This is a genomic window from Gordonia asplenii (assembly GCF_012933505.1).
GTDB classification, from domain to species: domain Bacteria; phylum Actinomycetota; class Actinomycetes; order Mycobacteriales; family Mycobacteriaceae; genus Gordonia; species Gordonia asplenii.
Window position 1 is genome coordinate 1 of sequence record NZ_JABBNB010000052.1, and the last position, 25,743, is coordinate 25,743.

The window sequence follows — 25,743 nt, forward strand, 5'->3', positions numbered from 1 at the left end:
TTAGGATGGCATCGTCTCGTCGAGCAACGGCTGCAGCATGCAGCATGCTGATAGTATCCCTGCTCGCTGTTGGCTGTAGTCGCGAGGAATCAATAGCGACGGTCAGCAGCGAAACGACGATGGCGCCGCCATCTTCGTCAGAAGAATCAATCGAGGCCGCCCCAACTACGTTTCCCAGCAGAGATCAGATCCACGGAATTGTTATCGCCCGAGTGGGAGACAACGAAATTGTCCTCCTCGACCCTGACACCGGCAACTACAAGCGGATCGGTGTGCTTCCGCCAGGAACAGACGCGAATTCGAGAAAGGACTTATCGCCAGACTTCCAAAAGATTGCAACCCGACAAAGAGTCAATAACATGTATCACGCAGGATGGCTGGACACCAACGGCTCATTCACCGACATGACACCCGAACTGGCGACCGACGACTTCGGCTCCAATAGGGCGGCTAAGTCTCTCGGATTCGACCAGAAGAACCGCTTCTACTGGCAGATTGACGAGTTCTCGGACTCGTCATCGTACCCCAGCAACTCAAAATTCTATCGCGTCGACGCGGATAACCCAACCGGTCCACATGAGGAGGTTACCCAGGCTGAAGCCGCATCACGCAGAAACGGATACTCGTCAACACGGGCAGCCGACGGTTCCTTGAACCCACCAGACTGCGTCAGAGACGCCTACTCTTCACTGGCGCCAGATACCTACTTCTCAGTGATCAGCAGCGGCGGCAATAGCTCCCCGAGCAACAGAGGTCGTCAGATTGTTCGAACAACCACAGCCGTCTCAGCGGCAGGTGAGTGCGTCAACGATAAAGAGACTCCTCTTCTGCCAGACACCAGTCAAATCACAGTGACCCAGCCCGTACCCAGTCCCGACGGGTCGAAAGTAGCATTCTTCGCCACCACTGGCGCTTTGTACATTGTCGATGGATTCGGAAAATCACGTCCAGTGAAGGTCCTCGACAGTCTCCCCGACTCAGCCATGTTGGAATGGTTGTAGCCCCTACGTCAACTCCTACCTTCGCGCGAGGTGGACCACGACCAACGGCTCAGGCTGCGCGTCACGACTTCCAACCGAGATCCGATCCTCGGCCCCACCGCCATCCGGTCACTAACCAGTGCTAACGCACGCGACACACCATAGGCTTGTAGCCTGTCGTATATAAGTAATTGGGTATAGGTGGCGAATTTTGATGCGGGAGTCGACTGTGGTGAACCGCCAGGCGACTTGGCGTTCGTCGGTGTTTGTGGCGTGGGCCCACGCGTCGAGTTCGGTGCTGAGGACACCCAGGTCGCCGATGCGGCGGCCGGCTATTTCGTCAGGGAAGACAATTCGATTTCGGCGATGTTGAGCCAGGAGCCATGCTTGGGGGCATGGTGGATCGCGAGTCGACTGGCCGCTCGAACGCTGCGGCGGGCGCGAACGCCTCATGCAGTGCCGCCATGGGGATATCTCGGTGAACGCGCCCGCGGCGGCGCTCATCGCCGAGAGATCCGCCGATGCTCGGCCTGCCGCAGTTTTGCTGCTCCGCGGCGCCGCCAGAGCCGAGACAGAGCAGGAGGTGGCGGCTGCACGACGACACAGGTTGCGCCTTAGACGGACTGCAGAGAGCCCTCTTCGACCACAATCCCTCTGACCACGAACGATGCGGGAGCGTGAACGCGTGAGTACGCGAACATCCCAGCGGGTCCAGGATGCCAGGAGCGGTGCAGGAAGCGAGTCGGACGCGCAGTCCAACGGGGCTCAGCGCCACGCCGCTTCAAGCTCACATATCCGGCTGCGGCCGCGACGATAGCGTCGACCACGTCGTTGCCGGTCATCGGTGGCTCGTCGTCGAGCTGAGAGGCGTGAGGAAGCCACTGGGCGACGAACCGGACATACTCTGGCTCACTCAATTCTGTTAGCGTGGCCGCGAGTTCGGCGGGGGCGCTCATGATCGAAGCGGGCCGAACAGCTGTTGGATGAACTGAGCACTTGGGCAGCAGTCGCTGCTGTGGGTAGTAACGCGTCACGACGTCAAGAACCTCCTCGGAAGTAGTGATTCCAAGGAGATTGGCGAGAAATTCGATATCGTCGCCGTCGCGGTCGACACGCGAGGCGTAGACCTTCGATGCGAGGAGGTAGTCCGGTGGCGGAACAACGACACGCAGGCCAGGCAAGTCGAGGGCAACCTGATACTCCGGTGCTGGTCCGGGAGGGATCAGCCCCTTGGCCGCATCGTTGAGCCAATCCTCGTCGGCCAGGAGATCGGGGTGTGTCCCCGCAACGTGGCGGGCAGCTTCGCGGATAACCGCGGTCGGGGCGAAGACAGCGTCCACATCGGACGTAATTCGGCGGGCGTCGAAGGCAAGCGCCATCGCCGCACCGCCAACGACGTAGAGCTCGCCGTGCACGCCCTTGTCTTCGAGGTACTCGCTTACCTCCGTCAGGAGCATGACGAGCTGTTCACGAGTGAGTTGATGCACGAGGATTCCTTCTGCTGGTATCGGACTACTCTAGTCGGGAACCGAGCAAGTACGCGCGCACGAAGAGCCGCGCTCACCGACCTGACACATCGTGGACGACGAGCCATCGGTGTCGGCGAACAGGTCGATGGCGGCGGCAGCCCTCTGGCCCAATAAAGATCACCGGACGCGCGCAGTCGACGCAGATCCGCTCAGCCGTCAAGTCATCGTCGAGCACGAGTATGCGGGTCGCGCGCACGTGACGGCATCGCCCGCACCCGTCGACCACCGATGGCTGGAACACCTCAGCATCATCGCCGTTCAAGAGATCGACACCTGTTGCCCTCTCGATCCAATCGGCGAGCTGCTCCATATCGGCACGCCGAGTATCGGAGCGATCTTTCGAGGCGAATGTCTTGACACGTAATGCCGTGTAGGTTGACGAACTGCGATCATCTGTGGAGGTAGCGCGGTATATGTCAAACTCCTCGAACGCCTCAGCCGAAGCACGGCGCGTCGGGCCCGGCTGAACCAGCAACGAGCGCTCGCCGGCGATGTCGATCAGCACTCTGCTAACCGGCAGCGAACCGCGCCGCCGCGCGGAGATGCTCGACGACCCTGCTCACCGACGCGGACGGATCCGGTCGCGTCAGCGCCTCGTAGACCCGCGCCGCCCGGACACCGTTCAGAACCAACGGCTTCACACCCGGATTGCGGATGACATACCGCGGCATCAACGCGATGCCCTCGCCCGCGGCCACCAGCGCCTCGATGGTGTCGAAGTTCAGCAGCCGCTGCGTCACTCGCGGCTGCACGCCGGTGACCGCGGCGACCGACAACAGCACGTCGTCGACCGGGAAGCCACCTTCGACGCTGATCCAGTCGGAATCGGCGAGGTCTCCCGCATCAACCGAATCATGTTGAGCGAAAGCCGAATTCCGGCTGACGACCACGTCGATCGGCTCCCGCGCCAGTTCGGTGACCGCCACCCGCGCATCCGACATCGTCGCCGCGCGCACATCTCGATGAGTCACCACGATGTGGTTGTCGGCCAATGCTTTCGGGGCCTCCAGATATCCGACGTCGAGCTCCGACGCCAGGACCGTCACTCCATCGGCCCGCGCCCACGGCAACACTCTGGGCAGCAATAGGGCCGCACCCGACGGAAACGATGCCAGGCGTACCGGCGTGCTCCCACCCCGGTACGCCCGCATCTCATCCGTCGCATGGTCGACCGCGGCGATGATCGTGTCCGCGCGCAGAACCAGCGCCTGCCCGGCGTCGGTGAGCCGCACATTGCGGCCGATGGGTTCGAGTACTTCGACGCCGACCTCTTTGCTGAGTACCTTCAACTGCTGCGACACCGCAGACGGCGTCAAATGCATCGCGGCGGCCACCGCACCGATCGAGCCACGGTCGGCGAACTCGCGCAGAATGCGCAGCCGTTTGATGTCCACTCGCACCACCTTCCGGCCCGATGATGCCAGAATGCAGGAGTGCTGATCTCCAAACCGATCGCCGAGGGCATTCGTGCGGGTACCGTCACCACCCAATACCGCCGATGGGACGAGCCGCGCGTGAAAGTCGGGTCGACGCAGCTGACGTCGGCGGGACTGATCCGTTTCACCAGGGTCGCACGTGTCAACGATCTGTCGAAGCTCACCGACCGAGCCGCCCGGGCAGCCGGCATGAAAGACGCCGATACACTGCGAAAAGCATTGGCCCCCAAGCCCAATCGGAAACCCAGCGAACGTGGCGGCAAAGGCGGCGACACCATCTACCGGATCAATCTCGAGTGGGCGGGCGAAGACCCGCGCCTCGCCCTACGCGAAGCGCTGCCCGCCCCCGACGAGCTCGCCGACATCGCCGCCCGCCTCGACCGACTCGACCGCCGGCAGACCGGCCCCTGGACGCGGGACATCCTCGAATGGATTCGCGACAACCCGCACGTCGTCTCGAAGGAACTCGCCGCCCTGCGCAACGTCGAACTGCAACCGATGAAAGTCGACATCCGCAAGCTCAAGGCCCTCGGCCTGACGATCAGCCACGACGTCGGGTACGAACTGTCACCGCGCGGTGCGGCGTACCTGACATGGTTGGCGGGACAGTAGCGGAGTCAAATCGGGTTGGTACACATGTCGTCTGCCGAGCCCGTCTCCTCGCCGCATCACGCGTCGACCCTGACCGACGCACTACAACCTCCGACCGACTCGCACCGGACAAAGTTGCCGACCATGCCGACGGTGAAGTTGGCGATGGGTTGCACACCTCGTCCGAAACACCGGTAACGACGAATCGTTCAGTCCCGACGGTGGAGCGAGGCCCGACGCGCACCGGAACGGGTGCGTCCCCGCTGCCGTACTGCGTTCCGCGGCGGTCGTCGAACTCCCGCGGCGGTAGCCGCCGTCGGCGGAGGCGAGGATCTCGTCACATGACTTCGCGGACTTCGGGGATGTCGTCGACGGTTCCCGCGGACGTAACCACCGCAGCAAGAAAGGGTGACCGCCGCGGGACGTCGGTTACCGCAGCGATTGGCGCGACATCGCCGACACCTGAGCCGATAGCCTCCGTGATCACTCCGACCGGCTCCTACTGCTTGCCCCGCTCCACCAGGTACAGCGCCCGCGACTCCCGAACATTGCGGCCACGGATCTCGTGGAGCAATTCGATGGGAATCTCGACGAATTCGTAGTCGACGTCGAGTGAACCCATCGCCATCGCGACCCACCGTGCGTCTTCGACGTGCATGGTGACGAGCGACCCGCCGTCGCGCTCTTCGGCCTGGGCCCACCGGCCGATGCGTTCGAGCACGACGTCGACCGGTGCGTGGACGAGCACCTTCACTTGATGTGATTCCCAGACCGACTGCAGGCTGGCGCGCACGTATTCCCCCGCGTCTCCGCCGGGAATGTCGCGGGGCCGAAAACTTCGCTTGCCCTGCTTGGCATTTCGCAATCTGTCGACGCGAAAGGTGCGCCAGTCCTGCCGGTCGAGGTCGTAGGCGAGCAGATACCAGCGGCGACCGAGCGGCACCAGTCGCAGCGGTTCGACGCGACGTCGGGGAAGATCCGCGGCGGGACGCGGCGCACCGCGGCGGGTTGGCTTCGGACCGCCGCGCTCATAATCGAATTCGAGCTCGACGGCGTCGCGGCAGGCGAGTGCGGCTGTGGTCAACGCTTCGGCGTCGAGCGCGGGCGCCGACTCCCCGGGCATCACCACGCTCATCGCCCGCAGCGCGTCGGCGCGCTTGCGCAGCTTGGGCGGCAGCACCTGGGTGACCTTGGCAAGCGCCCGCACCGACGCCTCGGCGAGACCGGCCGCCGACCCGGATGCCGCACCGCGAAGCGCGGCGACGATGGCGACGGCCTCTTCCTCGTCGACGACCAGCGGCGGCATCGACCCGCCGGGTGCCAGTTGGTACCCGCCGCCGGTGCCGCGCACCGACTCGACCGGGTAACCGAGTTCTCGCAGTCGTTCGACGTCGCGGCGGACGGTGCGCTCGGTGGTTTCCAGCCGGTCGGCGAGTTCGGCCGCAGCCCACAGACGATGCGCCTGTAACAACGCCAGCAGCTTGAGAGTTCGCGTCGTCGTATCAGCCATGTACCAATGGTGCCCGATTCACCGGACAGAAACTGACCGGAACAGTCAAAAATCTTCCGGACGAATTCTGTCCACAACGGTCAATAACGTCGTGGTCACGCCCCAATCGAAGGAGTAGCAGTGACCACCACAATCGACCCGGAAACCGAGGCCACGGCGAGCCCAGTGCCGACGACCCAACAGACCGACTGGACGCCGACGGTACTCGGCCGCGCACGAACGATCGCGCTCATCTGCCTGCTCGCGGCGTCGTTCATGGAGCTCATGGACGCCACCGTCGTCAACGTCGCGCTGCGCACCATGCAGGCCGACCTCGGCGCGACGTCGAGCACGCTGCAATGGGTGGTCGCGGGCTATCCACTGGCCTACGCGATCGGTTTGATCCTCGGCGCTCGGCTCGGCGATCGGTTCGGTCGACGCCGGCTGTTCATCATCGGCCTCGCCGGATTCGGCGCGGCGTCGCTCGCCTGCGGCCTCGCCGCCGACCCCGGACAGCTCGTGGCGTTCCGAATCATCCAGGGCGCGGCGGCCGCGTTGATGGTTCCGCAGGTACTCACCAATATTCAGGTGCTGTACGCACCGGAGGAACGCGGCAAGGCGATGGGGCTGTTCACCTCGGTGATCGGTCTCGCGGCAGTCACCGGGCCGGTGCTCGGCGCAGTCATCACCAGCGGTGACTGGTTCGAATTGTCCTGGCGCCCAGTCTTTCTCATCAACGTTCCACTCGCGGTAGCTGCGATCGCCGCGGCCCGAGTCTTCATTCCGGAGACTCGAGCCGGCAATCCCGCTCCGATCACCGTGGGATCGGCCGTCCTGCTGGGCGCGTCGCTGGCCGCGATCATGCTGCCCGTCACCATCGGCCCCGACCACGATTGGCCCGCTTGGGGATTCGGCTTGATCGCCGCCGGCGTGGTGGGTGTGGCGGCGTTCGCCCAGCAGCAGATCAGCTTGCAGCGCCGCGGCGTCGAGCCGATGATTCCGCCTGCCCTGTTCCAAACTCGTTCATTTACAACCGGATTGGTGACGTTCGCGGCACTGACTGTCCCGACCGGCGGCTACTTCCTGGTGCAGTCGCTGCATGTTCAGTTGGCGCTGGGATGGTCGGTTCTGCACACCGGGCTCATGTGGATTCCGTTCTCGCTCGCGGTTCCGATCTCTGCCGGTCTCGCTGCGACGATCCTGGCACCGAAGTTCGGAAAGCACGTATTGCAGTTCGGTGCAACGGTTTTCATCATCGGCATGGTCGCGATGTATGTCGCCGAAGGATCGTCGCACCCGGCGCTGTGGTTCGCTATCGCACTGTTCATCGCGGGGCTGGGCTTCGGTGCGATCGTCGGGTCGTCGGGATTGCTGGTCCTCAACGACGTTCCGGTCACATCGGCCGGCGCGGCGTCGGGCGTCTTCAACACGGTGCAGGCGCTCTCGGTGGCGGTGGGCGCCGCGGTGATCGGGACGGTGTACAGCTCGGTCGGCCAGAGTGACGGTCTGGAGTCCGCGTACCGGGTGGCGATGCTGATCATGATCGGGATCATCGCAGCGGGCGCCGTCATCGCTCAGTCGATGCCGAGAAAGCGCCCCTGACCTGCTGAAAACTGCACGTAGCCGAGGCGGCGAGGGCAATCTGCCCTCGCCGCCTCGATTATCGCCAGAAGTCTGTTCGATGAAGAATTACTACACGAACAATCCATAATAATTAGCTTGTCCTACACGGATGCCGGCACGACGATGGACCCATGACCAATCGCGACCGCCTCCTCGGACTGACCGTGATCGTGCTGTGGGGACTCAACTTCGTAGCGATCCGTCTCAGCCTCGACCATTTCCCGCCATTTCTGTTGGGCGCGTTGCGATTCGGCGTCATGGCGATTCCGGTGATGCTGTTCGTGAGGTTCCCGCGAATGCACAGGGGCTGGTTCCTGCTGTACGGCGTGGGTTTCGGAGTCACTCAGTTCGCGTTCCTGTTCCTCGCAATGCAGGCGGGTATGCCTACCGGGCTGGCATCACTCGTTCTGCAGAGCTCCGCGCCGTTCACCGTCCTCCTCGGCGTGGTGTTCCTGAAGGAACGGTTGTCGGCGACGCAGGTCGCCGGCATCGTCGTGGCCGTCGGCGGCATGGCGATCATCGGCCTGGACCGCGTCAATCACGGTGCGGCCACCGCCGCACTTCCGGTACTGCTCACGCTCATCGCGGGGCTCGGCTGGGCGTTCGGCAACATCGGCAGCCGACTGGCCAAACCGTCCAGCCCCATCGACATGGTGCTGTGGATGTCGGTCATCCCGCCGCTGCCGATGCTGGGTCTGAGCCTGCTGATCGACGGCCCCGACGCCGACACCCACGCCCTCACGACCCTGTTCACCCACTCCGGACTGCTCGCACTGGCCGGATTGGCCTACATCGTCGTGCTCGGCACCATCGCCGGGTCCGGTCTGTGGAGCTACCTGCTGAAGAAGTACCCGGCCAGCCGCGTCGCGCCGATGTCGCTGCTGGTCCCGATCGTCGGGATCAGCGCCGCCTGGGCTATCTTCGGCGAGCGTCCGACGACGTTGGTGCTGATCGGCGCGGCGACGGTGATCGTCGGAAGTGCCGCAGCGGTGTTAGGCCAACGCCGACGAGACAGCGTCGCCCATTCGGCGGGCGATGTCCCGAGCGGTGCGACTGAGCAGAGTCATGTTGACGAAGCCGTGGATCATTCCGCCGGCCCGCTCGAAGGTGACCGGAACACCGGCGGCCCGCAGCGCGTCGGCGTAGGCGATGCCCTCGTCGCGCAACGGATCGAATCCGGCGACCACGACGTGAGCAGGCGGCAGGCCAGTCAGGTCGGTTGCCCGTAACGGCGACGCCCGCGGATCAGTGCGCTGCCCGACGTCGGGCACGTACTGGTCGGTGAACCAGTCCATTTCGGATTTGGTCAGGAAGAATCCAGTGGCGAACTCGTCGTGCGACGCCGTCGCGCCGACGAGGTCGGTCACCGGATAGATCAGAAGTTGGTGCCGCGGCACCACGTCGTCGCCCCGAACCTGTTGGCACACAACGGCTGCCAGGTTGCCGCCGGCGCTGTCGCCCGCAACGCCGATCCGGTCGGCCGGGACACCCCACTCGGGCGCCTTCTCGACGGCGAAGCGGAATGCTGCGACGGCGTCGTCGACGGCCGCGGGGAACGGGTTCTCCGGTGCGAGCCGGTAGTCGATGGACAGCACGTCGACGCCGGCGTCGATCGCGAGATTGCGCACCGCACCGTCGTGGCTGGCGCGGCTGCCCACGACGAATCCGCCGCCGTGAAAGAAGACGACGAGCCCGCGCGGCGTCGACTCGGCGAATCGGTAGCGGGTCGCGCCGATCGGCCCAGACGGTCCGTCGATGACGAGGTCCTCCTCGACCGCGAACGGCGGGAGGGTCTGCGCCATCAGCGCCGACGAATGGTCGAGGTTGACGCGCGCCGTGACCGGCGACGAGTGGTACATCCCCATCCCGGGAATCTTTCCGGTGGCGAACGCCACCGCGGCGATGTCCGCGCTGAGTCGCTCGCCCGCAGCATTCACGGGCATCCACGACGACAATGCGCGATACACCGCGGCCGGTGTCCTGGCGGCAATTTTCACGACCGCCTGTTGGACGCGGATCGGCAGGGGCAAACTCACTGTTGTAGCTCGGCTCACGAGCTAAACGATACCGTCGGTAACAGACAACGAATGGGAGACCTCCATGTCCGGCCTCGACGTCCCGCTCACGCCGTTGCGCTTCCTCAGCCGCTCCGCCGAGGTCCATCCCGGCAAACAGGCCATCATCGACGGCGCCCGCTCGTTCACCTACTCCGAATTCGCTTGCGCTACACAACAACTGGCTCAAGCACTGCTTGCCAGCGGCGTTCGAGCCGGGGACTCGGTCGCGTACGTGGCTTCGAACTCCGCCGAACTGCTGATCGCCCACTACGCCGTCCCGCTGATCGGCGGCGTCCTCGTCGCCACCAACACCCGCCTGTCACCCGACGAGATCACCTACATCTGCGGGCACTCGCAGGCGGTGATGCTCTTCGGTGATGCGGGACTGATCGCCCCGCTCGCCGACCACGACCTGCCGACCGTTCGCGAACGCGTCGAAATCCCCGCCCAGGACGGCGGCTACGCCGACGTCGCCGGCACGCTGCGCTACTCCGACGTCGTCGCGCGCGGGTCGTCGACGACGATCCCCTGGGAGGCCGACGACGAAGAACGCACGATCAGCGTCAACTACACCTCCGGCACCACCGGCCGCCCCAAAGGCGTCATGTACACCCACCGCGGGGCCTACCTGAACTCGCTCGGCGAGGTGTACCACCAAGGTTTCACCACCGACTCCCGCTACTTGTGGACGCTGCCGATGTTCCACTGCAACGGCTGGTGCACCACCTGGGCGGTCACCGCCGCGGCCGCCACCCATATCTGCCTGCGTGCGGTCCGCGGCGACGACATCTGGCGCCTCATCGACACCGAGAACGTCTCCCACCTGTGCGGCGCCCCGACGGTGCTCTCGACGCTGGCGTCCGCGCCGCAGGCCCATGACCTCGACCGCCCGCTGACCATCGTGACCGCGGGCGCCCCACCCACCCCCACCGTGATCGCCAAGATCCGTTCCCTCGGCGCAACGCTCCTACACGTGTACGGGCTCACCGAGACCTACGGTCCCTACTCGGTCTGCGAGCCACAACCGGCCTGGGCCGACCTGGAGCCCGAGGAGCAATCCGTCCGCCTCGCCCGGCAGGGAGTCGGCATGCTCAGCGCCGAACGCCTGCGCGTGGTGCGCGGCGAACCCGACGCCGACGGCACCCTCATCGACGTCGCCGACGACGGCGTCGAGATGGGGGAACTCGTGATGCGCGGCAACAACGTCATGAAGGGCTACCTCGACGACGCCGACGGAACCGCGAAAGCCTTCGCCGGCGGCTGGTTTCACTCCGGTGACCTCGGCGTCATGCATCCCGACGGCTACGTCCAGATCCTCGACCGCGCCAAAGACGTCATCATCTCCGGCGGCGAGAACATCTCCACCATCGAAGTCGAGCAGGCGCTGGCCAGTCACCCCGCCGTCGTCGACGTCGCCGTCGTAGGCATGCCCGACGAGAAGTGGGGTGAACGTCCACTGGCCTTCGTCGTCAGTTCCGACGGCGCCGTCGTCGAAGCCGATCTGATCGCGCACGTGAAGTCGCGGATCGCGTCGTACAAGGCCCCCGGCCGAGTGGAGTTCGTCGACGAACTACCGAAAACCTCGACCGGCAAGACGCGCAAGAACGAGCTGCGGGACCGAGTCACGAGCTGAGGCGAACCGCCGTGGACTTCGACGCCGAGCTCAATCCCGAGCACATCGAACTCGCCCAGTTCTACCCTCGGGCGCCGGAGATCGTCTGGCGGGCACTCACCGATTCCGACGTTGTGGCGCAATGGTTTCTGCGATCCGTAGGCTACTCGGCACGGGTGGGTGACCACTTCATGTTTCTGATCCCGTCAGATCCGCCCGCCGAGATCGCCTGCGAAGTCGTGGAGTCGGTGCCTGCGTCGCGGCTGCGCTGGGAGTGGCTGGACATGCGGTCGGCGTCGCCGGTCCGCTGGCCGGTGTCGTGGACGATAACCGCGCACGGCCGGGGTACTCGGTTAGCGCTGCTGCAAACTGGATTCGATCTCTCCGATAAGCGCCAGAAGATGGCCCACAGCGGGATGAGCCGGTTCTGGCGCACGCCGTTCGCCCGGCTGGGCACCGTCCTGGAGGGCCGATGAATCGCGCCGCCCCCGGCGTCGACCGTTCATCTCGCTCCCCTGGCAGAGACACCCGATCCTGAGTACCCTCGTCTGCGGAGGCACACCGATGACAGTTGCCGAAGCGATCATCGAATTCCTTGCTGAGCAAGGCATTTCCGGAATTTTCGGTGTCCACGGCGCCAATTCGGAGGATCTGTTCACCGCGGCTCTGCGGCGTGGCGACATCACCGTCACCGTCGCCAAACATGAATTCGGTGCCGGCGCGATGGCCGACGGCGCGTCGCGCATCATCGGGCGACCGTCCTGCGTCGTGACGACGTCGGGCGGCGCTGCGATGAATATCGTTGCGGCACTTGCCGAGGCCTACGAATCGAGGGTTCCACTGCTGGCGTTGATCGGCTGTGCGCCGACGACCGGCGAGGGACGCGGCGCATTCCAGGACATGGTGACACCGCCGGTGACAGTCGACGCCGAGTCGACCTTCCGCTCAGTCACCGGTTTCACCGCGAAGGTCGGCAGCGTCGACGACCTCGGGTCCGCATTGCACGCCGCGTTCGACGCGCTCCGCCGCGGCCTGCCCGCCGCGATCCTGCTGCCCAAGAACGTGCAGACCGCGTCGGCGACCGCGATCACGCCGACCGAACCGAGACCTCATGAGATCACCGAGGTCCCGGCCTCCGCGATCGCCCTACTCCGATCGGCGTCGAATCCGGTTATCATGCTGGGAGAGAACATATCCCGCGCATTGCGACCCGACGACGCCGTTGCGCTGGCCTCGATCGGCGCGGTCGTCGTCGCGACACCCAACGGGCGCGACGCCTGCCCCCTGTCACTGACCGCCGGCATCACCGGGATCATGGGACATCCGTCGGCGCACGACGCCATCGAACGCGCCGACCTGATCCTCGTCATCGGCAGCCGACTGTCGATGACCGACCGCGCCGGCCTCGACGCCGCGCTCGATCGCATTCCCACGGTGCACATCGACTGTGAACCACCGCTGCGGCCGGTGACCGCACACGTCCCGACCACCGACCTTACGTCGTGGATCACCATGTTGCCCAAGGTATTTCAATCCCGACTACGGCCTGCGCCACTCGCGGTACGACCGTTGGCCGTCGCCCAACCACCCGACGTCGGGCTTACCTGCACCGCCGCGATCATCGCCCTCGCACCTTCAATCCCGTTGAACTGCAACATCTTCGCCGATGCGGGAAACACCGGCGCCGCGGCCGTGCACCATTTACCGATCGGATCGGGTAACCGATTCGTGGTGGCGCTCGGCATGGGCGGTATGGGGTGGGCCATCGCGGCCGGAATCGGAGCGGCACGCACGACGGGCCGTCGGTCGGTGATCATCGCCGGCGACGGCGCGTTCTTCATGCACGGCATGGAGATTCACACCGCACTCGAGTACTCGTTGCCGGTCACACTGATCGTGATGAACAACAACGCGCACGCGATGTGCGTCACGCGGGAGAAGAAATTCTTCCCCGACGTCGCCTCGATAAACACCTTCGGCCACACCGACATCGGCGCCGGACTGGCGGCGATGTTCCCCCGCCTCGACGTCCGCACCGCGACCACAGCCGACGACGCCGCCACCGCCGCCGCAGAACTGTTCACGTCTCCGACGTCGACCAATTGCCTTGTCATCCAGACTGATCCATGTGAAATCCCACCCTTCGCCACCCTGATCTGAGGAGCACCGATGACTGACACCCTCAACGGCATCGACGGCATCATCCGCTTCGAGACTCATCCACGGCCGATCGTGACACCGATCGTGCTGGACCGGATCAGAGCGGTGTACCCGCACGAGCAGATCTACGGCGAGTTCTGCAACGTCCAGGGGTTCGTCGCGGCACCACCCGACGACGTTTACGAATGGCTCTCGCATACAAGATCTTTGGAGGAGTGGTCATACAGCCTCCGGGACTTCTCGCCTACCGGTCAGCCGGGTCTGTGGGAAGGGGTCGACAAACTCGGCGGCGATACCAAGTGTTTCGTTCGCACCGAATCGAACCCCGATGTCCGCACCGTCGACTACCACTGCGCGTGGGATCAAGGCGAGCACCTGTGGATGATCTATCTGATGCGCGTCGTCGACGCTCGGCTGGTTTTCGACAAACCGGGATCAGTCGTCTTGTGGACCAACTGCAAGCACCCCTTCTACGAAGCCAATCCGTTCGAGTCGACGGCGCCGGAGGAGCGTCCGGTGTGGGTCGGGGACTTCTGGGACATCTTCTCGGCGGGGCACCAACTGGAACTCGACAATCTGGCCGCCATCGCCGCGGCGCGTCACGCGGCCGGGCAGTCGGTGACTCCGGACTGGATGCGCGGTGACGAGTCATGACCACCGTGACCGTCGTCGACGTCGCGTCCTACGTCCCCGAAAAGCGGGTATCCGCAGACTATTTCGATGCGCTCGCTGATCCCGACGATCTGTCGTTGCGCAAGAACTTCATGTTCTCCGCCCCCAAGTTTCGACGCCACGCCGCGTGGGAGGAAACCAACGTCGACATGATGTGCGCGGCGATCGAACCGCTCACCGCTCGGCATGGCGCCGGCTTCCTCGACGACGTCGATCTGCTGATGTCGCACTCACAGTTGCCGGACCTGCCCGCGATCGGCTGCGGTGGCGACGTGGCACGGCGGCTGGGTATCGCGCCGAAGATGGTGCTCGACATCCACAACGGCGGCTGCGCCTCGCTGATTCTGATGATGGAATTGGCGCGCAGCCTGTTTGCGACGGGCACGGCGTCGAAGGCCTTGCTGCTCAACGCGGAGAACGCCGCGGGCACCGGGTTCATGCAGAAAACCGTTCGGGTACAACCACAGTCGGCGATTCCCGGCGACGGCGCGACAGCGGTCGTCATCGGCGCCGGCGACACCGCGGCGGCTGGGCCTTCGGACGTGTTGGGCCTGGTGTGCCATCAGCACAGCGAGTTCGCCGGCGACATGACGGGGCTGGTGGACCCGCCCCGCAAGTACTGGGAGGCCGGCCCGGGCGAGTATTCGATCAGTTTCACCGAGTCGAAGATCGCGCGGGTCTTGATCAGGGGCAATCGGCTGGTGCCCGCCGCGGCTAATGATGTTGCGGCACAGGTAGAGATGTCGCCGTCCGACGCCGACTGGCTGATCACCAACCAGCCCAATCGATTGTTCCTGCGCAATTGGCGTGAGGCGCTGCAGATTCCGCCCGAACGCCATCCCGACACCTTCGACGAGTACGGCAATGTCTTCGGTGTGGGCCTCGGCCTGACCCTCGACACCGCAATCACCGACGGTCGGATTCAGCCCGGCGATGTGGTGCTGATGTCAGCATTTGCCCATGCGGGCGATTTCGCCGCGGCGGGCATCATCCGCTGGGGCGGACGACCTACGCCCCCTGTCTCCACCCCCGGTGGTTGAGCCGGGATTCACCGACATCAGGCCCTCCGCTGGTTGAGCCGGGCCCGACGAGCGCAGCGAGACGCACCTCCACCGCTGGTTGAGCCGTGAGGAGCGTTAGCGACGAGCGTGTCGAAACCACGCACCACCCTGCTGGTTGAGCCGGGCCCGACGAGCGCAGCGAGACGCACCCGTGTCGAGACCACCGCCCACCCCGCTGGTTGAGCCGGGCCCGACGAGCGCAGCGAGACGCGCCCGTGTCGAAACCATCGTGAGACGAATTACCAACTCTCGCTGGGTGTTTGGTGCGCCGACAGCGTCGGCTCACGTGGTTTCGACACGGGCCTACGCTAACGCTCCGGCCCGGCTCAACCCGCAGATTCGCGGCTCAACCCGCAGATTCGCGGCTCAACCCGCAGATTCGCGGCTCAGCCCGCAGATTCGCGGCTCACCCTACAGACCCGGAATCGCGCCGCTGAGTACCACGACCAGTCGGTCGTAGAGGGCATCCGGCGATATCTCACCCTCGGGGTCGTACCAGCGGTACATCGATGTCAGCATGCTGAGGATCAAGTTGGCCAGAAAGCGGGTCTCGACACGTGGCGTCAGGCCCTCCGCTTCCAGATGGTCGTCGACCAGACTCGCGAAATCCTCCGTCACTTTGTGCGACCAATCGCGGAACAACTCGCGCGCCGACTCGGGCAACTCGGACTGTTCGCTGAATACCGTCGCGTAGTAGACCCGCTTGTTGACCGTGGAGGCGATGTGGAACCGGATGACTGCGCGAAGCTTGTCGCGCGGACTGAGGTCGCTGGTCATGAGTTCGGCGAGCGGGCCGCTCATCTCGTCGGTGATCGCCGACACCATTTGACCGAGGAGCCACGGCTTGCTCTCGATGTACTTGTAAACCGTCGGGCGCGAGATGCCCGCGGCCTGACCGATGTCGTCGACCGTCACGTTGCGGTAGCCGCGCGTCTCGAAGATCTGCGCTGCCGCTGCGACTACGTCGGCGGTGGTCGTCGCTCGTTGACGGGCCATGCGAATCTCCTCGGTCACAGTCTGCGCAGCGTGCCGCCCTAGGTGTTCACCCACGTCAGACCGCGCAGGTCCGACAGCCACGCACCGTGCGCTGCTCGATTCAGCTGACGCGCGAGCTGAACGAGGAAATCATAACTCACCAGTTAGGTATGTCTCCGCCGAGAGCGCACGAGGCCTTGACAGCACGTCGAACGTCATTCAATACTAACTGAGCAATTAAGTTTGAATTCGACGGAGAACGCATGAACGCTCAACAGGTAAACATCGGTCCGTACGACGAGCAGCCCTGCGTCGTACGGTCCGACGTCGGCTCGACAGCGGTACTGAGGCTCAATCGCCCCTCGTCGATGAATGCGCTGAGCGCGCGGCTCATCTCCGAACTCGACGACCACCTCGCGGACATCGAGACCGACTCCTCCCGGGTCGTCGTGTTGACCGGAACCGGGCGGGCCTTCTGCGCCGGCGCCGACCTCAAGGAACTTCTCGGTCCGGGCGGCGACGTCGACGCTGCGGCGATGCTGGCGTTCGAGAGACGCGGCGCCGCGGTATTCTCGCGGCTCGCAGCGCTGCCCCTACCCGTGATCGTCGCGATCAACGGGCTGACGATGGCCGGCGGGCTGGAACTCGCACTGCACGGCGACATCATCGTCGCCGACGAGGACGCGCGGATCGGCGACGGTCATATCGGTTACGGGATGGTGCCAGGTGCGGGCGGAGGTATCCGATTGGCGCGGGCGATCGGTCGCGGGCGGGCGAAGTACCTCGCATTCACCGGCGCACTGCTGTCCGCGACGCAGTGCCTCGACTACGGCCTGGTCCAGGAGGTGACTCCGGCCGGGGAACTCGACACTCGCTGCGCAGATCTGGCCGCACAACTGGCCGAGCGCAGCCCCAGCGCATTGCGGTTGTTCAAGACGGCGATCGACGACGGAATGGACCAACCATTGGCCACCGCGCACCGTCTCGAACACTTGCTCACCGCCGAACACCTGCTCAGCGGTGACGTCGACGAAGGCCTGCGTGCATTCCGCGAGAAGCGCGCACCGAACTTCCGCTGACCCCGAACTCCCGGAATGCGCGTAGCGCAACCGGTCTCATGAATATGGAGTGAACAATGCACATATCTGGTTCGACCGCGATCGTCACCGGTGGCGCCTCGGGACTCGGCGAGGCGATCTGCCGTCGGTTAATCGAGTTGGGCGCCACCGCGATCGCCTTCGACGTCGACGCCGAGCGAGGCGAGCGGCTGCACAACGAACTCGGCGACGCTTTCGGTTGCCTCGCCGTCGACGTCAGCGACACGCTCGCGATCGAGGCGGCGGTGTCGCAGGTGACCGAGCGCTTCGGTGACATCGGTATCGCGGTCAACGCGGCAGCGATCCCGGCTCCGGCACGGCTGGTGGGAAAATCCGGACCCTTGCCGATGGACGTGTTCGACCGCGGGATCAAAATCAATCTGTACGGGCCCGTCAACGTGATGCGCTCGGTGGCCGCCGCGATGGTGCGCAACGAGCCCGACGCCGACGGCGAACGAGGCATTCTCGTCAACGTGTCCTCCGGTGCCGCATGGGAGGGACAGATCGGGCAGGTCGCATACTCCGCGTCGAAGGCGGCCCTGGTCGGTATGACACTGCCGCTGGCGCGTGAGCTGGGCGCATACGGAATCCGGGTGATGACGTTGGCGCCCGGAGCATTCGAAACACCAATCTACGCGCAGGTCCCCGACGCGGTCCGCGATGGTCTGATCGCCGATTCGGTGTTCCCGGCGCGGATGGGCCGCCCCGCTGAGTTCGCCTTGCTCGTCGAAGAAGTCATCCGCAACGCGATGCACAACGGCCGCACCCTCCGCCTCGACGGCGGCCTGACCCTGCGGAGCCGGTGATCGCGATGAGCGTGACAGATCTTGCCGAAGGCCTCTTCCTCGACGCCGACGGTGCGTCGGCATTGCGCGGCGGCCGCTGCGTCTCGTGCGGCCACACCGCGTTCCCCGCACCCGCGACATGTCTCGATTGTGGTTGCGACACAATGCAAATCGCTCTCGGGCGGCGAGCGGAGCTGATCTGCGCGACGACCGTGCGCATGGCAACCGCCAACTTCGACGCCGGGCACGTCGTCGGCTATGTGCGGGTCGAGGCCGGGGTGCGCGTCTTCGCGCCACTGGCACATGAACTCGCGGACGCGCCGCCCGGCACTCTGCTCACCGTCGACGTCGGCCCGCTGTGGACGGAAGGCGGCGACGATATCCGTGCCTACCGATTCATTCCGGCGAAGGCGGCGACCGATGCGTGACGTCGTCGTATTGGGCACCGGCCAGAGCGAGTTCGGGAAGCTGCCGCACATCAGTCCAATTGAGTTGGGCCGCAATGCCGTACGCACCGCGATGGCCGACGCCGGCGTCGTCGGTCGAGACGTCGGCGCAGTCTACGCATCGCGCCTCTACAACCCCATGATCACCGCACAGACCATCATGATGGGATTGGGCGTCACTCGCATCGAGATGACCAACGTCGAGAACGGTTGTGCGGGCGGCAGCACCGCGGTACGAGCGCTGTACAAGGACATCGCCGCCGGATTCTGCGATGTCGGCATCGCTGTCGGCGTCGAGTCGATGACGACGAGTCCCATTGCGGGCAAACTGATTCCGCCGGCGGCGGACGATCTCGGCGGCCGACTCGGACTCGCCATGCCGGTCATCTTCGCCCTGCAGAGCAAGCGCCTGATGGACACTCACGGCGCGACAGTCGAGGACTTCGCGACGGTGTCGGTCAAGGCGCACCGATTCGGCGCCCTGAATCCGAAGGCCCAACACCGCAAGGAGCTCACCGTCGACGAAGTACTTGGGTCACGCCCGATCGCTGACCCCGTCACGCTATTGCAGTGCTGTCCCAACACCGATGGTGCGGCGGCGGTCGTGCTGGCATCGGCCGAGTTCGCGCGTCGACACACCACAACACCGGTGCGCATCGCGGGGTCGGCGCTGGTGTCGGGTGACTACGAAGAACGTCGAACCGACATCACCACGATGGAGTTGAGCAAGCACGCGGCGACCGCCGCCTACGAACAGGCCGGCGTCGCCCCGTCGGACGTCGACGTCGTCGAGGTCCACGACGCCTTCGCCTGCGAGGAGATCGTTCACTACGAGGATCTCGGCCTGTGCGCGCGAGGCGACGGCGTAGCACTGCTCAGGTCGGGGGCTACGTCACTCGGCGGTCGGATCCCCGTCAATCCCAGCGGCGGTCTGCTGTCTCTGGGACATCCGTTGTCGGCGTCGGGTGTTCGGGGTGTCTGCGAGATCGCAGATCAGCTGCGTGGCCGTTGCGGACCCCGGCAGGTTGCCGGCGCGACCGTCGGACTCGCCCAGATGCTCGGCGGGTTCGCGAGCGGCATCGAACTCGGTGCCGCGGGCGTGTCCATCCTGACGGTGTGATCGTGCTGACGGATACCGCCCGACCACACCTGGACGCCGCGGTCGGTGGTCGGATCGCCGATGTGGTCGCGACGTCGATCGCGTGGGAGCGCGCAGGCATCGCACGCGTGGTGGTCCCGGAGATCACCCACGATCCATTCATGTCGCTCGCGGCGTCCGCTGCCCCGACCGAGCGGATTCAGCTGGCGAGCGGAGTCACCGTCGCGTTCGCCCGCAGCCCGATGACCACCGCATATGCCGCCTGGGGACTGCAAGACGCCAGCGGCGGCCGGGCGATCCTCGGTCTGGGGTCACAAGTCAAGTCGCATATCCGCCGACGCTACGACATGCCCTGGTCGGCTCCCATTCCGCGAATGTCGGAGTACATCAAAGCCGTGCGGGCGATCTGGGCGTCGTGGACCGACGGCACCGCGCTGAACGTCGCGGGCGAGCACTACCGATTCGATCTGATGCCGCCGATGTTCCGGCCCGAACCGCTGGCCGGCCCACCGCCGCCCATCGTGCTCGCCGGGCTGGGTCCACGGATGTGCGCACTCGCGGCAGAGGTCGCCGACGGGCTCATGCTCCACCCGTTCAGCACCCGCGCCTATGTCGCCGACGTCGTCCTGCCCGCCGTCGCCGACGCCGGTCCGTCGACACCCGAGGACCGCGATCTGGAGATCTCTGCCGGACTACTCGTGGCCACCGGCACCACCGACGCCGACCTCGCCGCCGCACACCGTGCCCTGCGTGCTCGTCTCGCGTTCTACGCGTCGACGCCCGCCTACCGCGGCGTGCTCACCCACCACGGGTGGGACGCGCTGCACGAGAAATTGCACGAACTGTCGGTGACCGGCCAGTGGAGCCGCATGCCCGATCTCATCAGTGATGACATGTGCGACACCCTCGCCGTGGTCGGCCGGCCGGACGAGATCGCCGCGACGGTCGTCGAACGCTATGCCGGTTTGGCCCACCGGGTGGTCCTGTACACGCCCGACGATCGTCCCGGCCCAGCCGTCGGGGCGATCGCACAGGCAGCGCGGGCTCGACGATGACGACATCGACGACTGTCGTCAGCGAACGGACCGACCGGTGCGCGATCATCCGCATCGACCGTCCAGAGGTGCGAAACGCTTTGGACGGCAACACGATCGAACGTCTGCGCACGTCGATAGCGGCCGCCGACGCCGACCCTGCGGTCGACGCCGTGATACTCACCGGCGCCGATCCCGCCTTCTGCGCCGGATTGGACCTCACCGCGCTGTCGGCGGGCGACCCGATCCTGGCCGGGATCGTCGGAGGACCGTCGCATCGGCCGTGGCCTGCGACGAGCAAGCCGGTGATCGGCGCGGTGAACGGAGCAACACGTACCGGCGGCCTCGAGCTCGCACTCAACTGCGACTTCCTGATCGCTTCGGAACGCGCGACGTTCGCCGACACCCACACCCGATTCGGTGTGCTGCCGGCGTGGCGGCTGTCCGTCGAACTGCCTGCCGCGATCGGTCGCCGGATGGCTATGTGGATGTCGACGACCGGGCAGATCGTCGACGCGCAGACCGCGCAACGAGCGGGGCTGGTGGTCGAGGTCGTCGAGCACCGTGCGTTGCTCGACGAGGCCTGCAAATGGGCCGCCGCGGTCTCGGCGCAAGATCAGCTCACCGTGCAGGCACTGCTTGCGCTGTATCGGCAGGCAGGCACGGCGGTCGCCGCGTGCGGGATCGACCTGGAGTCAGCGGCATCGCAGGCCTGGACCACCCGCCTGCCGGACCGGCTTGCGGTATCCGAACATCATGTGCAGCAACAGAATTCAGCAGAACTACCGACCGGAAATCAGGAGGAAGCAGATGGACGTCACCACTCTGATGCGTAAGGCGGCCGTGTTCAACGCCGACCGTCCCGCGATCATCGCCGAGGATCGGACCGTCACGTTCGCGCAGAGCTGGGACCGCGGGGTACGCCTGGCGAATGCTCTGATCGGACTCTGCGTCGAACCCGGCGATCGAGTCGCCGCGCTGGAAGACAACATTCTGGCCTGCGCGGACCTCTATCTCGCATGTGCGATTGCCGGCGCGGTTCGTGTTCCGCTGTACGCACGCAACTCCCGTGAGGCTCATCAGCACATGCTCGATGGCACGTCGTGCACCGTGGTGCTGACCGATGCGGCCTACGCGGATTCGGTCGCCGGACTCGAATCCGACGTCGAGTCACTTCGGCACGTCATCGTCCGCGACAGCGGCTACGAGAATTGGCTCGCCGAGCAGAGTCCGGTCGATCCGATGATCTCCAGGGCCGACGACGACTGGTACATCATCAGGCATTCCGGCGGCACCACCGGACGAGCCAAGGGTGCGGGCTTCACCCACTACGACTGGGTCAAGAACGGACGGAACTGGGCGTATCTCCTCGACCGCATGACCGCCGACAGCGTCGTCGGTCACGCCGGACCGATCTCGCACGCCTCGGGTTACCTGTTCTTGCCGATCTGGCTGGCCGGCGGCGCAAATGTGCTGTTCGGCGCCTTCGACCCGCAGCGTGTACTGCGGATGATGCGCACTCACCGGGTCAGTCACATGTTCGCCTCGCCCGCTCTCCTGGCCGCGCTGGCTCGTCATCCCGAATCGAGCAGTGCCCCCTGGCCACACCTTCGTTCCATTCTGGTGGGCGGCAGCCCGATTACCGACGCGACCGCGCAGCACGCGCGTGAGGTGTTCGGGGACACCCTGTATCAGGCATTCGGGCAGACCGAAGCGGTACCGCTGACGGGGATGGGCCCCGACGAGTGGTTCGGTGACTATCCGGGTTCCACACCCGCTCGATCAGCAGGTCGCGTGCTGCCATTCGCCCAGGTGGAGATCCGAGACGAGAACGACCGCCCGCTGCCCATCGGCGAGTCCGGCGAGATCGTCGCGAAGGTGGAGGGTCAGATGCACGGATACTGGAACGAGCCGGAACTGACGGCGACTCGCCTGATCGACGGATGGATCCACACCCGGGACATCGGCCGGCTGGACTCGAACGGCTTCCTGTACGTTCTCGACCGCGCCGAGGACATGATCGTGTCCGGCGGCTTCAACATCTGGCCGGCCGAACTCGAAACGGTCATCGCCGACCTGCCCGACGTGCTCGAGGTGGCGGTATTCGGCATCCCACATGAGAAATGGGGAGAGACGCCGATGGCGGTCGTCGCGGTCGACGCGGAGTCGACGCTGTCGGAGCAACAGGTGATCGACGCTTGCCGAGACCGGCTGGGCTCCTACAAGAAGCCGACGCGCGTGCAGGTGACAACCGATCCGCTGCCGAAGAGCGTCGTCGGCAAGTTGCTGCGGCGCACCCTGCGCGAACCCTATTGGTCCGGCCGCGACCGACATGTCCAAGGGGTGTGACCTCTCCGTCCCCGACGGAACCGGTGACCGATCAACGAGCGCGGTACGCCGCGCACAGCGCAACGATCGCGCCGACGTCGTCGGGCGCGGCGAGAACCGGCGTCGCGATGTCACGGCCGTCGGAAAGCGGTTGATGCAGAAGCAGACTCAACTCGTTCGCAATCGACCCGATGTCGCCGTCGGCGGGCAGGGCCGGCGACAACCGGGTCAGTCCATCCCGGATCAGCACGTACCGGCGGTAGTGCGCCAGCCGGATCCGGGCCGGCGACCACGGTAGGGTCGGCCACGGCGCGGGCCCCAATTGCGGTATCGCACCGACGATGTCGTGGGCGAGCCGCCGCATCACCCGCAGCTCACCCGCGAGCTCGACGGTGCGTCGCAAATGCTCACCGCGACTGACCAGCGCAGGTGTCAGCGTTCCGATGATCAGCAGGACCAGCCCGGCGTCGAGCAGGGTCCGTGAGAGCGGTTCGATCAACTCGGGCAACGTGTTTCGGCTCAGATAGATGCCGAACTCAACGGCGTTGAGGGTGAATCCGACGGCCAGCGCCGACGTCGAAGCGACCATCGCGATGGCACTGACCCACATGCTTCCGCGCGGCTTGGGCTCGCGCAGGATGTGGACTGTCACCGCCGAAAGGCACCAGGGGATATAGCAACCCGCCGACACGAGATACAAGATCAGCAGCGTTGCCGGAGCATCGACGAATCGCCCCGTCCACACCGGCGGGGTCGCCAGCGCGAAAACCGCAGTGCCAGTGGAGATCACGGCGATCGTCACCAGATGGCCGGACACTCTCACCCCGAACGCCTCGGCGAGTGCCCGCACCAGCAGCATGATCGCGAGATACTCCAGCCAAATCAACCAGACCCGGAATTGATAGTGCACGCCGTCGGCCGTCTGGATCCCGTAGTAGGTGGCTACCGCGAAGACGGCGAGTGCGACGTAGACGGTGCCCACGACGGGATCTCGCGACTGAAACAACCACAACCCGAAACGCCAGAGGAAGATCACGACGACGACGGGCAGCAGCACCGCCTGGAATTGCGGTGACATCTACCAGCGCTCCGCGTAGTCGTCGAGCGCGACCGCCAGCCGCGTCAGCGTCGGTGTCGGCTCGGGTGATCGGACGCGTTCTGCGCGTAGGCCCACCAGGCAGGCGATGATCGAGGCGATGAGTTCCATGTCCTCCTCGCAGTCGACGTCGGGCGGCGTCGGCTGCGCCACCGACGCGAAGGTTCCGGTCAGGACGTGGGCCAGCTCATGGATGATGTGATGGGCCTGATGCGTGACCGAGGTCTGCGACTGGAAGAACACGACGTAGCCGCTGTCGTCGACGAAGGTCGCTCCGCTCGGGCCGCGGGCCGGCAGCGCATGCTCGACCAATTCGATTGCGGTACCGAGCTTTTCAGCGATAGCGGAGGCCAAGATCGGCGGCGTGACGCCCGACGCCGGAAGGTCGAGGTCCCGCAACACCTTGCGCGTGCGACGTCGGATCGTCGCACGTCGCCAGCGCGCTCCGACCGGCGGCAGCACTAGCACGGTGTCGTCTACGCGCACGACAAGTCGCCCTCCGTTTCAGCATCCGACGCTATGATCCGAAATACGATGAGAGTGTCACACGTCGGATTCGACAAGCACCGAAACCTATCAGATTGGCGCGCGCATGACCGCGAACTCGACACCGAATCCATCTTCTGACTTCGGCTCGAAACTCGAGCACCTCTTCGAGTCGGTGCGCAATCCCGACGGATCGCGCATCAAGCAATCCGAGGTCGTCGCGCGCGCGGCCTCCGCCGGCGTCGACTTCAGCGAGGGCTATCTGTCGCACCTGCGAACCGGTCGGGTGAAGTCGCCGTCGTTCAAGGCGGTTGAGGGACTCGCCGCTGCGTTCGGCGTCGACATCGACTACTTCTCCGTCGTCGGATCGCCCAGCACCAGCCTGTCCGACGCCGGGGTGGAGCGCACGGCATTCCGGCTCGCCGGTCTGCCGTCGGAGGACCTCGACGTCATCAACGACATGATCACCGCATTTCGCACCCGACGGAACCTGCCGCCGGTCGGCGACAGCTGACCAACGTAAGCTGGGTGACCCGCCGCTCCGCGAGTGCAAACGCGACCACTGCCGACGCGATACCCCCGCTCAACCCGCGGGGGACACTGCCGACGCGACCAACCGCTCCCCGAGTGCCGAAGCGAGGCGCCGTGCTGAGCGAGGAACGAGTCGAAGTAAACGAGCTTCGGTGTAACGAGGGGCACGCAAGACAACAAACCACGTCGGGAACGAACCCCGCCAAACACAGTCCAGCCCCAGCTTTCCGATCCATCAGAACTGGGCCACCTGGCGAATCCGTCTCACCATCCCCTCGTTACACCGAAGCTCGCAAGCTCGCGACGCCACTCGGGGAGCGGATGGTTGCGGATACCCGCTGACCTCGGTCGGAATTCGCGGCAGACGTTTGCGCGAAAACGATTGTGTCACCAGGGTTTCGACTCGGCTCCGCCTCGCTCAACCAGCGGAGATGGCACTGCCGACGCGACCACCCCGTCCCCCGAGCGGAGATGGGTGCTGCCGACGCGACCAACCACTCACCCGAGCGGACTGAGGCGGTGCTGCCGACGCGATACCCCCGCTCCCCGAGCAGACTGGGGCGGTGCTGCCGCCGCGACCACCTCGCTCACCCGAGCGGACTGAGGCGGTGCTGCCGACGCGACCACCTCGCTCCCCGAGTGCCGAAGCGAGGAAT

At 65.5% G+C, this 25,743-nt stretch carries 24 protein-coding genes and 1 pseudogene; 17 read left to right on the forward strand and 8 right to left on the reverse strand.

What is annotated here, in order from left to right:
- On the forward strand, nucleotides 1–1,001 hold a 1,001-nt coding region (locus HH308_RS28305; RefSeq protein WP_211188954.1), incomplete at its 5' end, for a hypothetical protein.
- A gap of 593 nt (nucleotides 1,002–1,594) precedes the next feature.
- Here the strand turns inward: HH308_RS28305 and HH308_RS28310 are convergent.
- The 3 genes from HH308_RS28310 to HH308_RS28320 all read right to left on the reverse strand — a co-directional run bounded on the left by HH308_RS28310 (nucleotide 1,595) and on the right by HH308_RS28320 (nucleotide 3,903).
- Nucleotides 1,595–2,467, reverse strand: coding sequence for a DUF6036 family nucleotidyltransferase (locus tag HH308_RS28310; protein WP_170197633.1), 873 nt, complete (start codon nucleotides 2,465–2,467; stop codon nucleotides 1,595–1,597).
- Between the two features lie 73 nt (nucleotides 2,468–2,540).
- On the reverse strand, nucleotides 2,541–3,014 hold the full coding sequence (locus HH308_RS28315) for a hypothetical protein (protein ID WP_170197634.1): 474 nt from the start codon (nucleotides 3,012–3,014) through the stop codon (nucleotides 2,541–2,543).
- Between the two features lie 4 nt (nucleotides 3,015–3,018).
- Nucleotides 3,019–3,903, reverse strand: coding sequence for a LysR family transcriptional regulator (locus HH308_RS28320; RefSeq protein ID WP_170197635.1), 885 nt, complete (start codon nucleotides 3,901–3,903; stop codon nucleotides 3,019–3,021).
- 39 nt (nucleotides 3,904–3,942) lie between these two features.
- On the opposite strand from HH308_RS28320, the gene HH308_RS28325 reads away from it, so the two are divergent.
- Entirely contained in the window at nucleotides 3,943–4,557 is a 615-nt protein-coding gene (locus HH308_RS28325) for an ASCH domain-containing protein (protein WP_170197636.1), read from the forward strand.
- A gap of 478 nt (nucleotides 4,558–5,035) precedes the next feature.
- Here the strand turns inward: HH308_RS28325 and HH308_RS28330 are convergent, their stop codons facing one another.
- Nucleotides 5,036–6,046 carry a helix-turn-helix transcriptional regulator gene (locus tag HH308_RS28330; protein WP_170197637.1) on the reverse strand — a complete coding sequence of 337 codons (1,011 nt, stop codon included), beginning with the start codon at nucleotides 6,044–6,046 and terminating at the stop codon, nucleotides 5,036–5,038.
- Between the two features lie 165 nt (nucleotides 6,047–6,211).
- Here HH308_RS28330 and HH308_RS28335 point away from each other — a divergent pair, with 165 nt between their 5' ends.
- Entirely contained in the window at nucleotides 6,212–7,627 is a 1,416-nt protein-coding gene (locus HH308_RS28335; protein WP_312870884.1) for an MFS transporter, read from the forward strand.
- 152 nt (nucleotides 7,628–7,779) lie between these two features.
- A complete protein-coding gene (locus tag HH308_RS28340; protein ID WP_246284913.1) occupies nucleotides 7,780–8,877 on the forward strand; it encodes an EamA family transporter in 1,098 nt (365 codons plus the stop codon).
- Here the strand turns inward: HH308_RS28340 and HH308_RS30055 are convergent.
- Nucleotides 8,779–9,591: pseudogene (locus tag HH308_RS30055) on the reverse strand (alpha/beta hydrolase); the annotation flags it as partial. The gene HH308_RS28340 and the pseudogene HH308_RS30055 overlap by 99 nt on opposite strands.
- A 157-nt stretch (nucleotides 9,592–9,748) precedes the next feature.
- Between HH308_RS30055 and HH308_RS28350 the strand changes: the two are divergent.
- From HH308_RS28350 to HH308_RS28370, 5 genes are all read left to right on the forward strand, one after another.
- The gene (locus HH308_RS28350) at nucleotides 9,749–11,338 is read left to right on the forward strand and encodes an AMP-binding protein (RefSeq protein ID WP_170197639.1); all 1,590 of its coding nucleotides are present in this window, start codon (nucleotides 9,749–9,751) and stop codon (nucleotides 11,336–11,338) included.
- An 11-nt stretch (nucleotides 11,339–11,349) separates the two neighbouring features.
- Nucleotides 11,350–11,793: an SRPBCC family protein gene (locus tag HH308_RS28355; protein ID WP_170197640.1), complete on the forward strand. Its 444-nt coding sequence runs from the start codon at nucleotides 11,350–11,352 to the stop codon at nucleotides 11,791–11,793.
- Between the two features lie 88 nt (nucleotides 11,794–11,881).
- Nucleotides 11,882–13,477 (forward strand): thiamine pyrophosphate-binding protein, encoded by a 1,596-nt coding sequence (locus HH308_RS28360; RefSeq protein ID WP_170197641.1) that lies wholly within the window; start codon nucleotides 11,882–11,884, stop codon nucleotides 13,475–13,477.
- A gap of 9 nt (nucleotides 13,478–13,486) precedes the next feature.
- On the forward strand, nucleotides 13,487–14,131 hold the full coding sequence (locus HH308_RS28365; protein ID WP_170197642.1) for an SRPBCC family protein: 645 nt from the start codon (nucleotides 13,487–13,489) through the stop codon (nucleotides 14,129–14,131).
- Nucleotides 14,128–15,189, forward strand: a complete 1,062-nt coding sequence (locus HH308_RS28370; protein WP_170197643.1) for a 3-oxoacyl-ACP synthase III family protein — start codon at nucleotides 14,128–14,130, stop codon at nucleotides 15,187–15,189. Before HH308_RS28365 ends, HH308_RS28370 begins: the two co-directional genes overlap by 4 nt.
- A gap of 432 nt (nucleotides 15,190–15,621) precedes the next feature.
- On the opposite strand, the gene HH308_RS28375 is transcribed toward HH308_RS28370, so the two are convergent.
- Nucleotides 15,622–16,206, reverse strand: coding sequence for a TetR/AcrR family transcriptional regulator (locus tag HH308_RS28375; protein ID WP_170197644.1), 585 nt, complete (start codon nucleotides 16,204–16,206; stop codon nucleotides 15,622–15,624).
- Nucleotides 16,207–16,448: 242 nt separating this feature from the next.
- Here HH308_RS28375 and HH308_RS28380 point away from each other — a divergent pair, with 242 nt between their 5' ends.
- Genes HH308_RS28380 through HH308_RS28410 form a run of 7 tightly spaced genes read left to right on the forward strand, consistent with a single transcriptional unit; the run spans nucleotide 16,449 to nucleotide 22,995 of the window.
- On the forward strand, nucleotides 16,449–17,264 hold the full coding sequence (locus HH308_RS28380; protein ID WP_170197645.1) for an enoyl-CoA hydratase/isomerase family protein: 816 nt from the start codon (nucleotides 16,449–16,451) through the stop codon (nucleotides 17,262–17,264).
- 56 nt (nucleotides 17,265–17,320) lie between these two features.
- Nucleotides 17,321–18,088, forward strand: coding sequence for an SDR family NAD(P)-dependent oxidoreductase (locus HH308_RS28385; RefSeq protein ID WP_170197646.1), 768 nt, complete (start codon nucleotides 17,321–17,323; stop codon nucleotides 18,086–18,088).
- 5 nt (nucleotides 18,089–18,093) lie between these two features.
- Complete coding sequence (locus HH308_RS28390) at nucleotides 18,094–18,495, forward strand: Zn-ribbon domain-containing OB-fold protein (protein ID WP_170197647.1); 402 nt, start codon at nucleotides 18,094–18,096, stop codon at nucleotides 18,493–18,495.
- Nucleotides 18,488–19,633, forward strand: coding sequence for a thiolase family protein (locus HH308_RS28395; protein WP_170197648.1), 1,146 nt, complete (start codon nucleotides 18,488–18,490; stop codon nucleotides 19,631–19,633). The genes HH308_RS28390 and HH308_RS28395 overlap by 8 nt, the downstream gene beginning before the upstream one ends.
- Before the next feature lie 2 nt (nucleotides 19,634–19,635).
- Nucleotides 19,636–20,667, forward strand: coding sequence for a TIGR03617 family F420-dependent LLM class oxidoreductase (locus HH308_RS28400; RefSeq protein WP_170197649.1), 1,032 nt, complete (start codon nucleotides 19,636–19,638; stop codon nucleotides 20,665–20,667).
- On the forward strand, nucleotides 20,664–21,482 hold the full coding sequence (locus tag HH308_RS28405; RefSeq protein ID WP_170197650.1) for an enoyl-CoA hydratase: 819 nt from the start codon (nucleotides 20,664–20,666) through the stop codon (nucleotides 21,480–21,482). The genes HH308_RS28400 and HH308_RS28405 overlap by 4 nt, the downstream gene beginning before the upstream one ends.
- The gene (locus tag HH308_RS28410) at nucleotides 21,457–22,995 is read left to right on the forward strand and encodes a class I adenylate-forming enzyme family protein (RefSeq protein WP_170197651.1); all 1,539 of its coding nucleotides are present in this window, start codon (nucleotides 21,457–21,459) and stop codon (nucleotides 22,993–22,995) included. Before HH308_RS28405 ends, HH308_RS28410 begins: the two co-directional genes overlap by 26 nt.
- 31 nt (nucleotides 22,996–23,026) lie before the next feature.
- Here the strand turns inward: HH308_RS28410 and HH308_RS28415 are convergent, their stop codons facing one another.
- Together HH308_RS28415 and HH308_RS28420 are read right to left on the reverse strand one after the other, a co-directional pair.
- Nucleotides 23,027–24,052, reverse strand: a complete 1,026-nt coding sequence (locus HH308_RS28415) for a hypothetical protein (protein WP_170197652.1) — start codon at nucleotides 24,050–24,052, stop codon at nucleotides 23,027–23,029.
- Entirely contained in the window at nucleotides 24,053–24,556 is a 504-nt protein-coding gene (locus HH308_RS28420; protein WP_170197653.1) for a hypothetical protein, read from the reverse strand.
- A gap of 106 nt (nucleotides 24,557–24,662) precedes the next feature.
- On the opposite strand from HH308_RS28420, the gene HH308_RS28425 reads away from it, so the two are divergent.
- A complete protein-coding gene (locus HH308_RS28425; RefSeq protein ID WP_170197654.1) occupies nucleotides 24,663–25,070 on the forward strand; it encodes a helix-turn-helix domain-containing protein in 408 nt (135 codons plus the stop codon).
- Nucleotides 25,071–25,743 lie beyond the last annotated feature (673 nt).

What these genes read in the sequence shown, in the direction of transcription:
- HH308_RS28405 (WP_170197650.1), top strand. Translation starts at nt 20,664, where the DNA reads ATGACGACATCGACGACTGTCGTCAGCGAACGGACCGACCGGTGCGCG.
- HH308_RS28370 (WP_170197643.1), top strand. Translation starts at nt 14,128, where the DNA reads ATGACCACCGTGACCGTCGTCGACGTCGCGTCCTACGTCCCCGAAAAG.
- HH308_RS28380 (WP_170197645.1), top strand. Translation starts at nt 16,449, where the DNA reads ATGAACGCTCAACAGGTAAACATCGGTCCGTACGACGAGCAGCCCTGC.
- HH308_RS28340 (WP_246284913.1), top strand. Translation starts at nt 7,780, where the DNA reads ATGACCAATCGCGACCGCCTCCTCGGACTGACCGTGATCGTGCTGTGG.
- HH308_RS28415 (WP_170197652.1), bottom strand. Translation starts at nt 24,052, where the DNA reads ATGTCACCGCAATTCCAGGCGGTGCTGCTGCCCGTCGTCGTCGTGATC.
- HH308_RS28360 (WP_170197641.1), top strand. Translation starts at nt 11,882, where the DNA reads ATGACAGTTGCCGAAGCGATCATCGAATTCCTTGCTGAGCAAGGCATT.
- HH308_RS28425 (WP_170197654.1), top strand. Translation starts at nt 24,663, where the DNA reads ATGACCGCGAACTCGACACCGAATCCATCTTCTGACTTCGGCTCGAAA.
- HH308_RS28350 (WP_170197639.1), top strand. Translation starts at nt 9,749, where the DNA reads ATGTCCGGCCTCGACGTCCCGCTCACGCCGTTGCGCTTCCTCAGCCGC.
- HH308_RS28390 (WP_170197647.1), top strand. Translation starts at nt 18,094, where the DNA reads ATGAGCGTGACAGATCTTGCCGAAGGCCTCTTCCTCGACGCCGACGGT.
- HH308_RS28395 (WP_170197648.1), top strand. Translation starts at nt 18,488, where the DNA reads ATGCGTGACGTCGTCGTATTGGGCACCGGCCAGAGCGAGTTCGGGAAG.
- HH308_RS28330 (WP_170197637.1), bottom strand. Translation starts at nt 6,046, where the DNA reads ATGGCTGATACGACGACGCGAACTCTCAAGCTGCTGGCGTTGTTACAG.
- HH308_RS28365 (WP_170197642.1), top strand. Translation starts at nt 13,487, where the DNA reads ATGACTGACACCCTCAACGGCATCGACGGCATCATCCGCTTCGAGACT.
- HH308_RS28385 (WP_170197646.1), top strand. Translation starts at nt 17,321, where the DNA reads ATGCACATATCTGGTTCGACCGCGATCGTCACCGGTGGCGCCTCGGGA.
- HH308_RS28375 (WP_170197644.1), bottom strand. Translation starts at nt 16,206, where the DNA reads ATGGCCCGTCAACGAGCGACGACCACCGCCGACGTAGTCGCAGCGGCA.
- HH308_RS28410 (WP_170197651.1), top strand. Translation starts at nt 21,457, where the DNA reads ATGGACGTCACCACTCTGATGCGTAAGGCGGCCGTGTTCAACGCCGAC.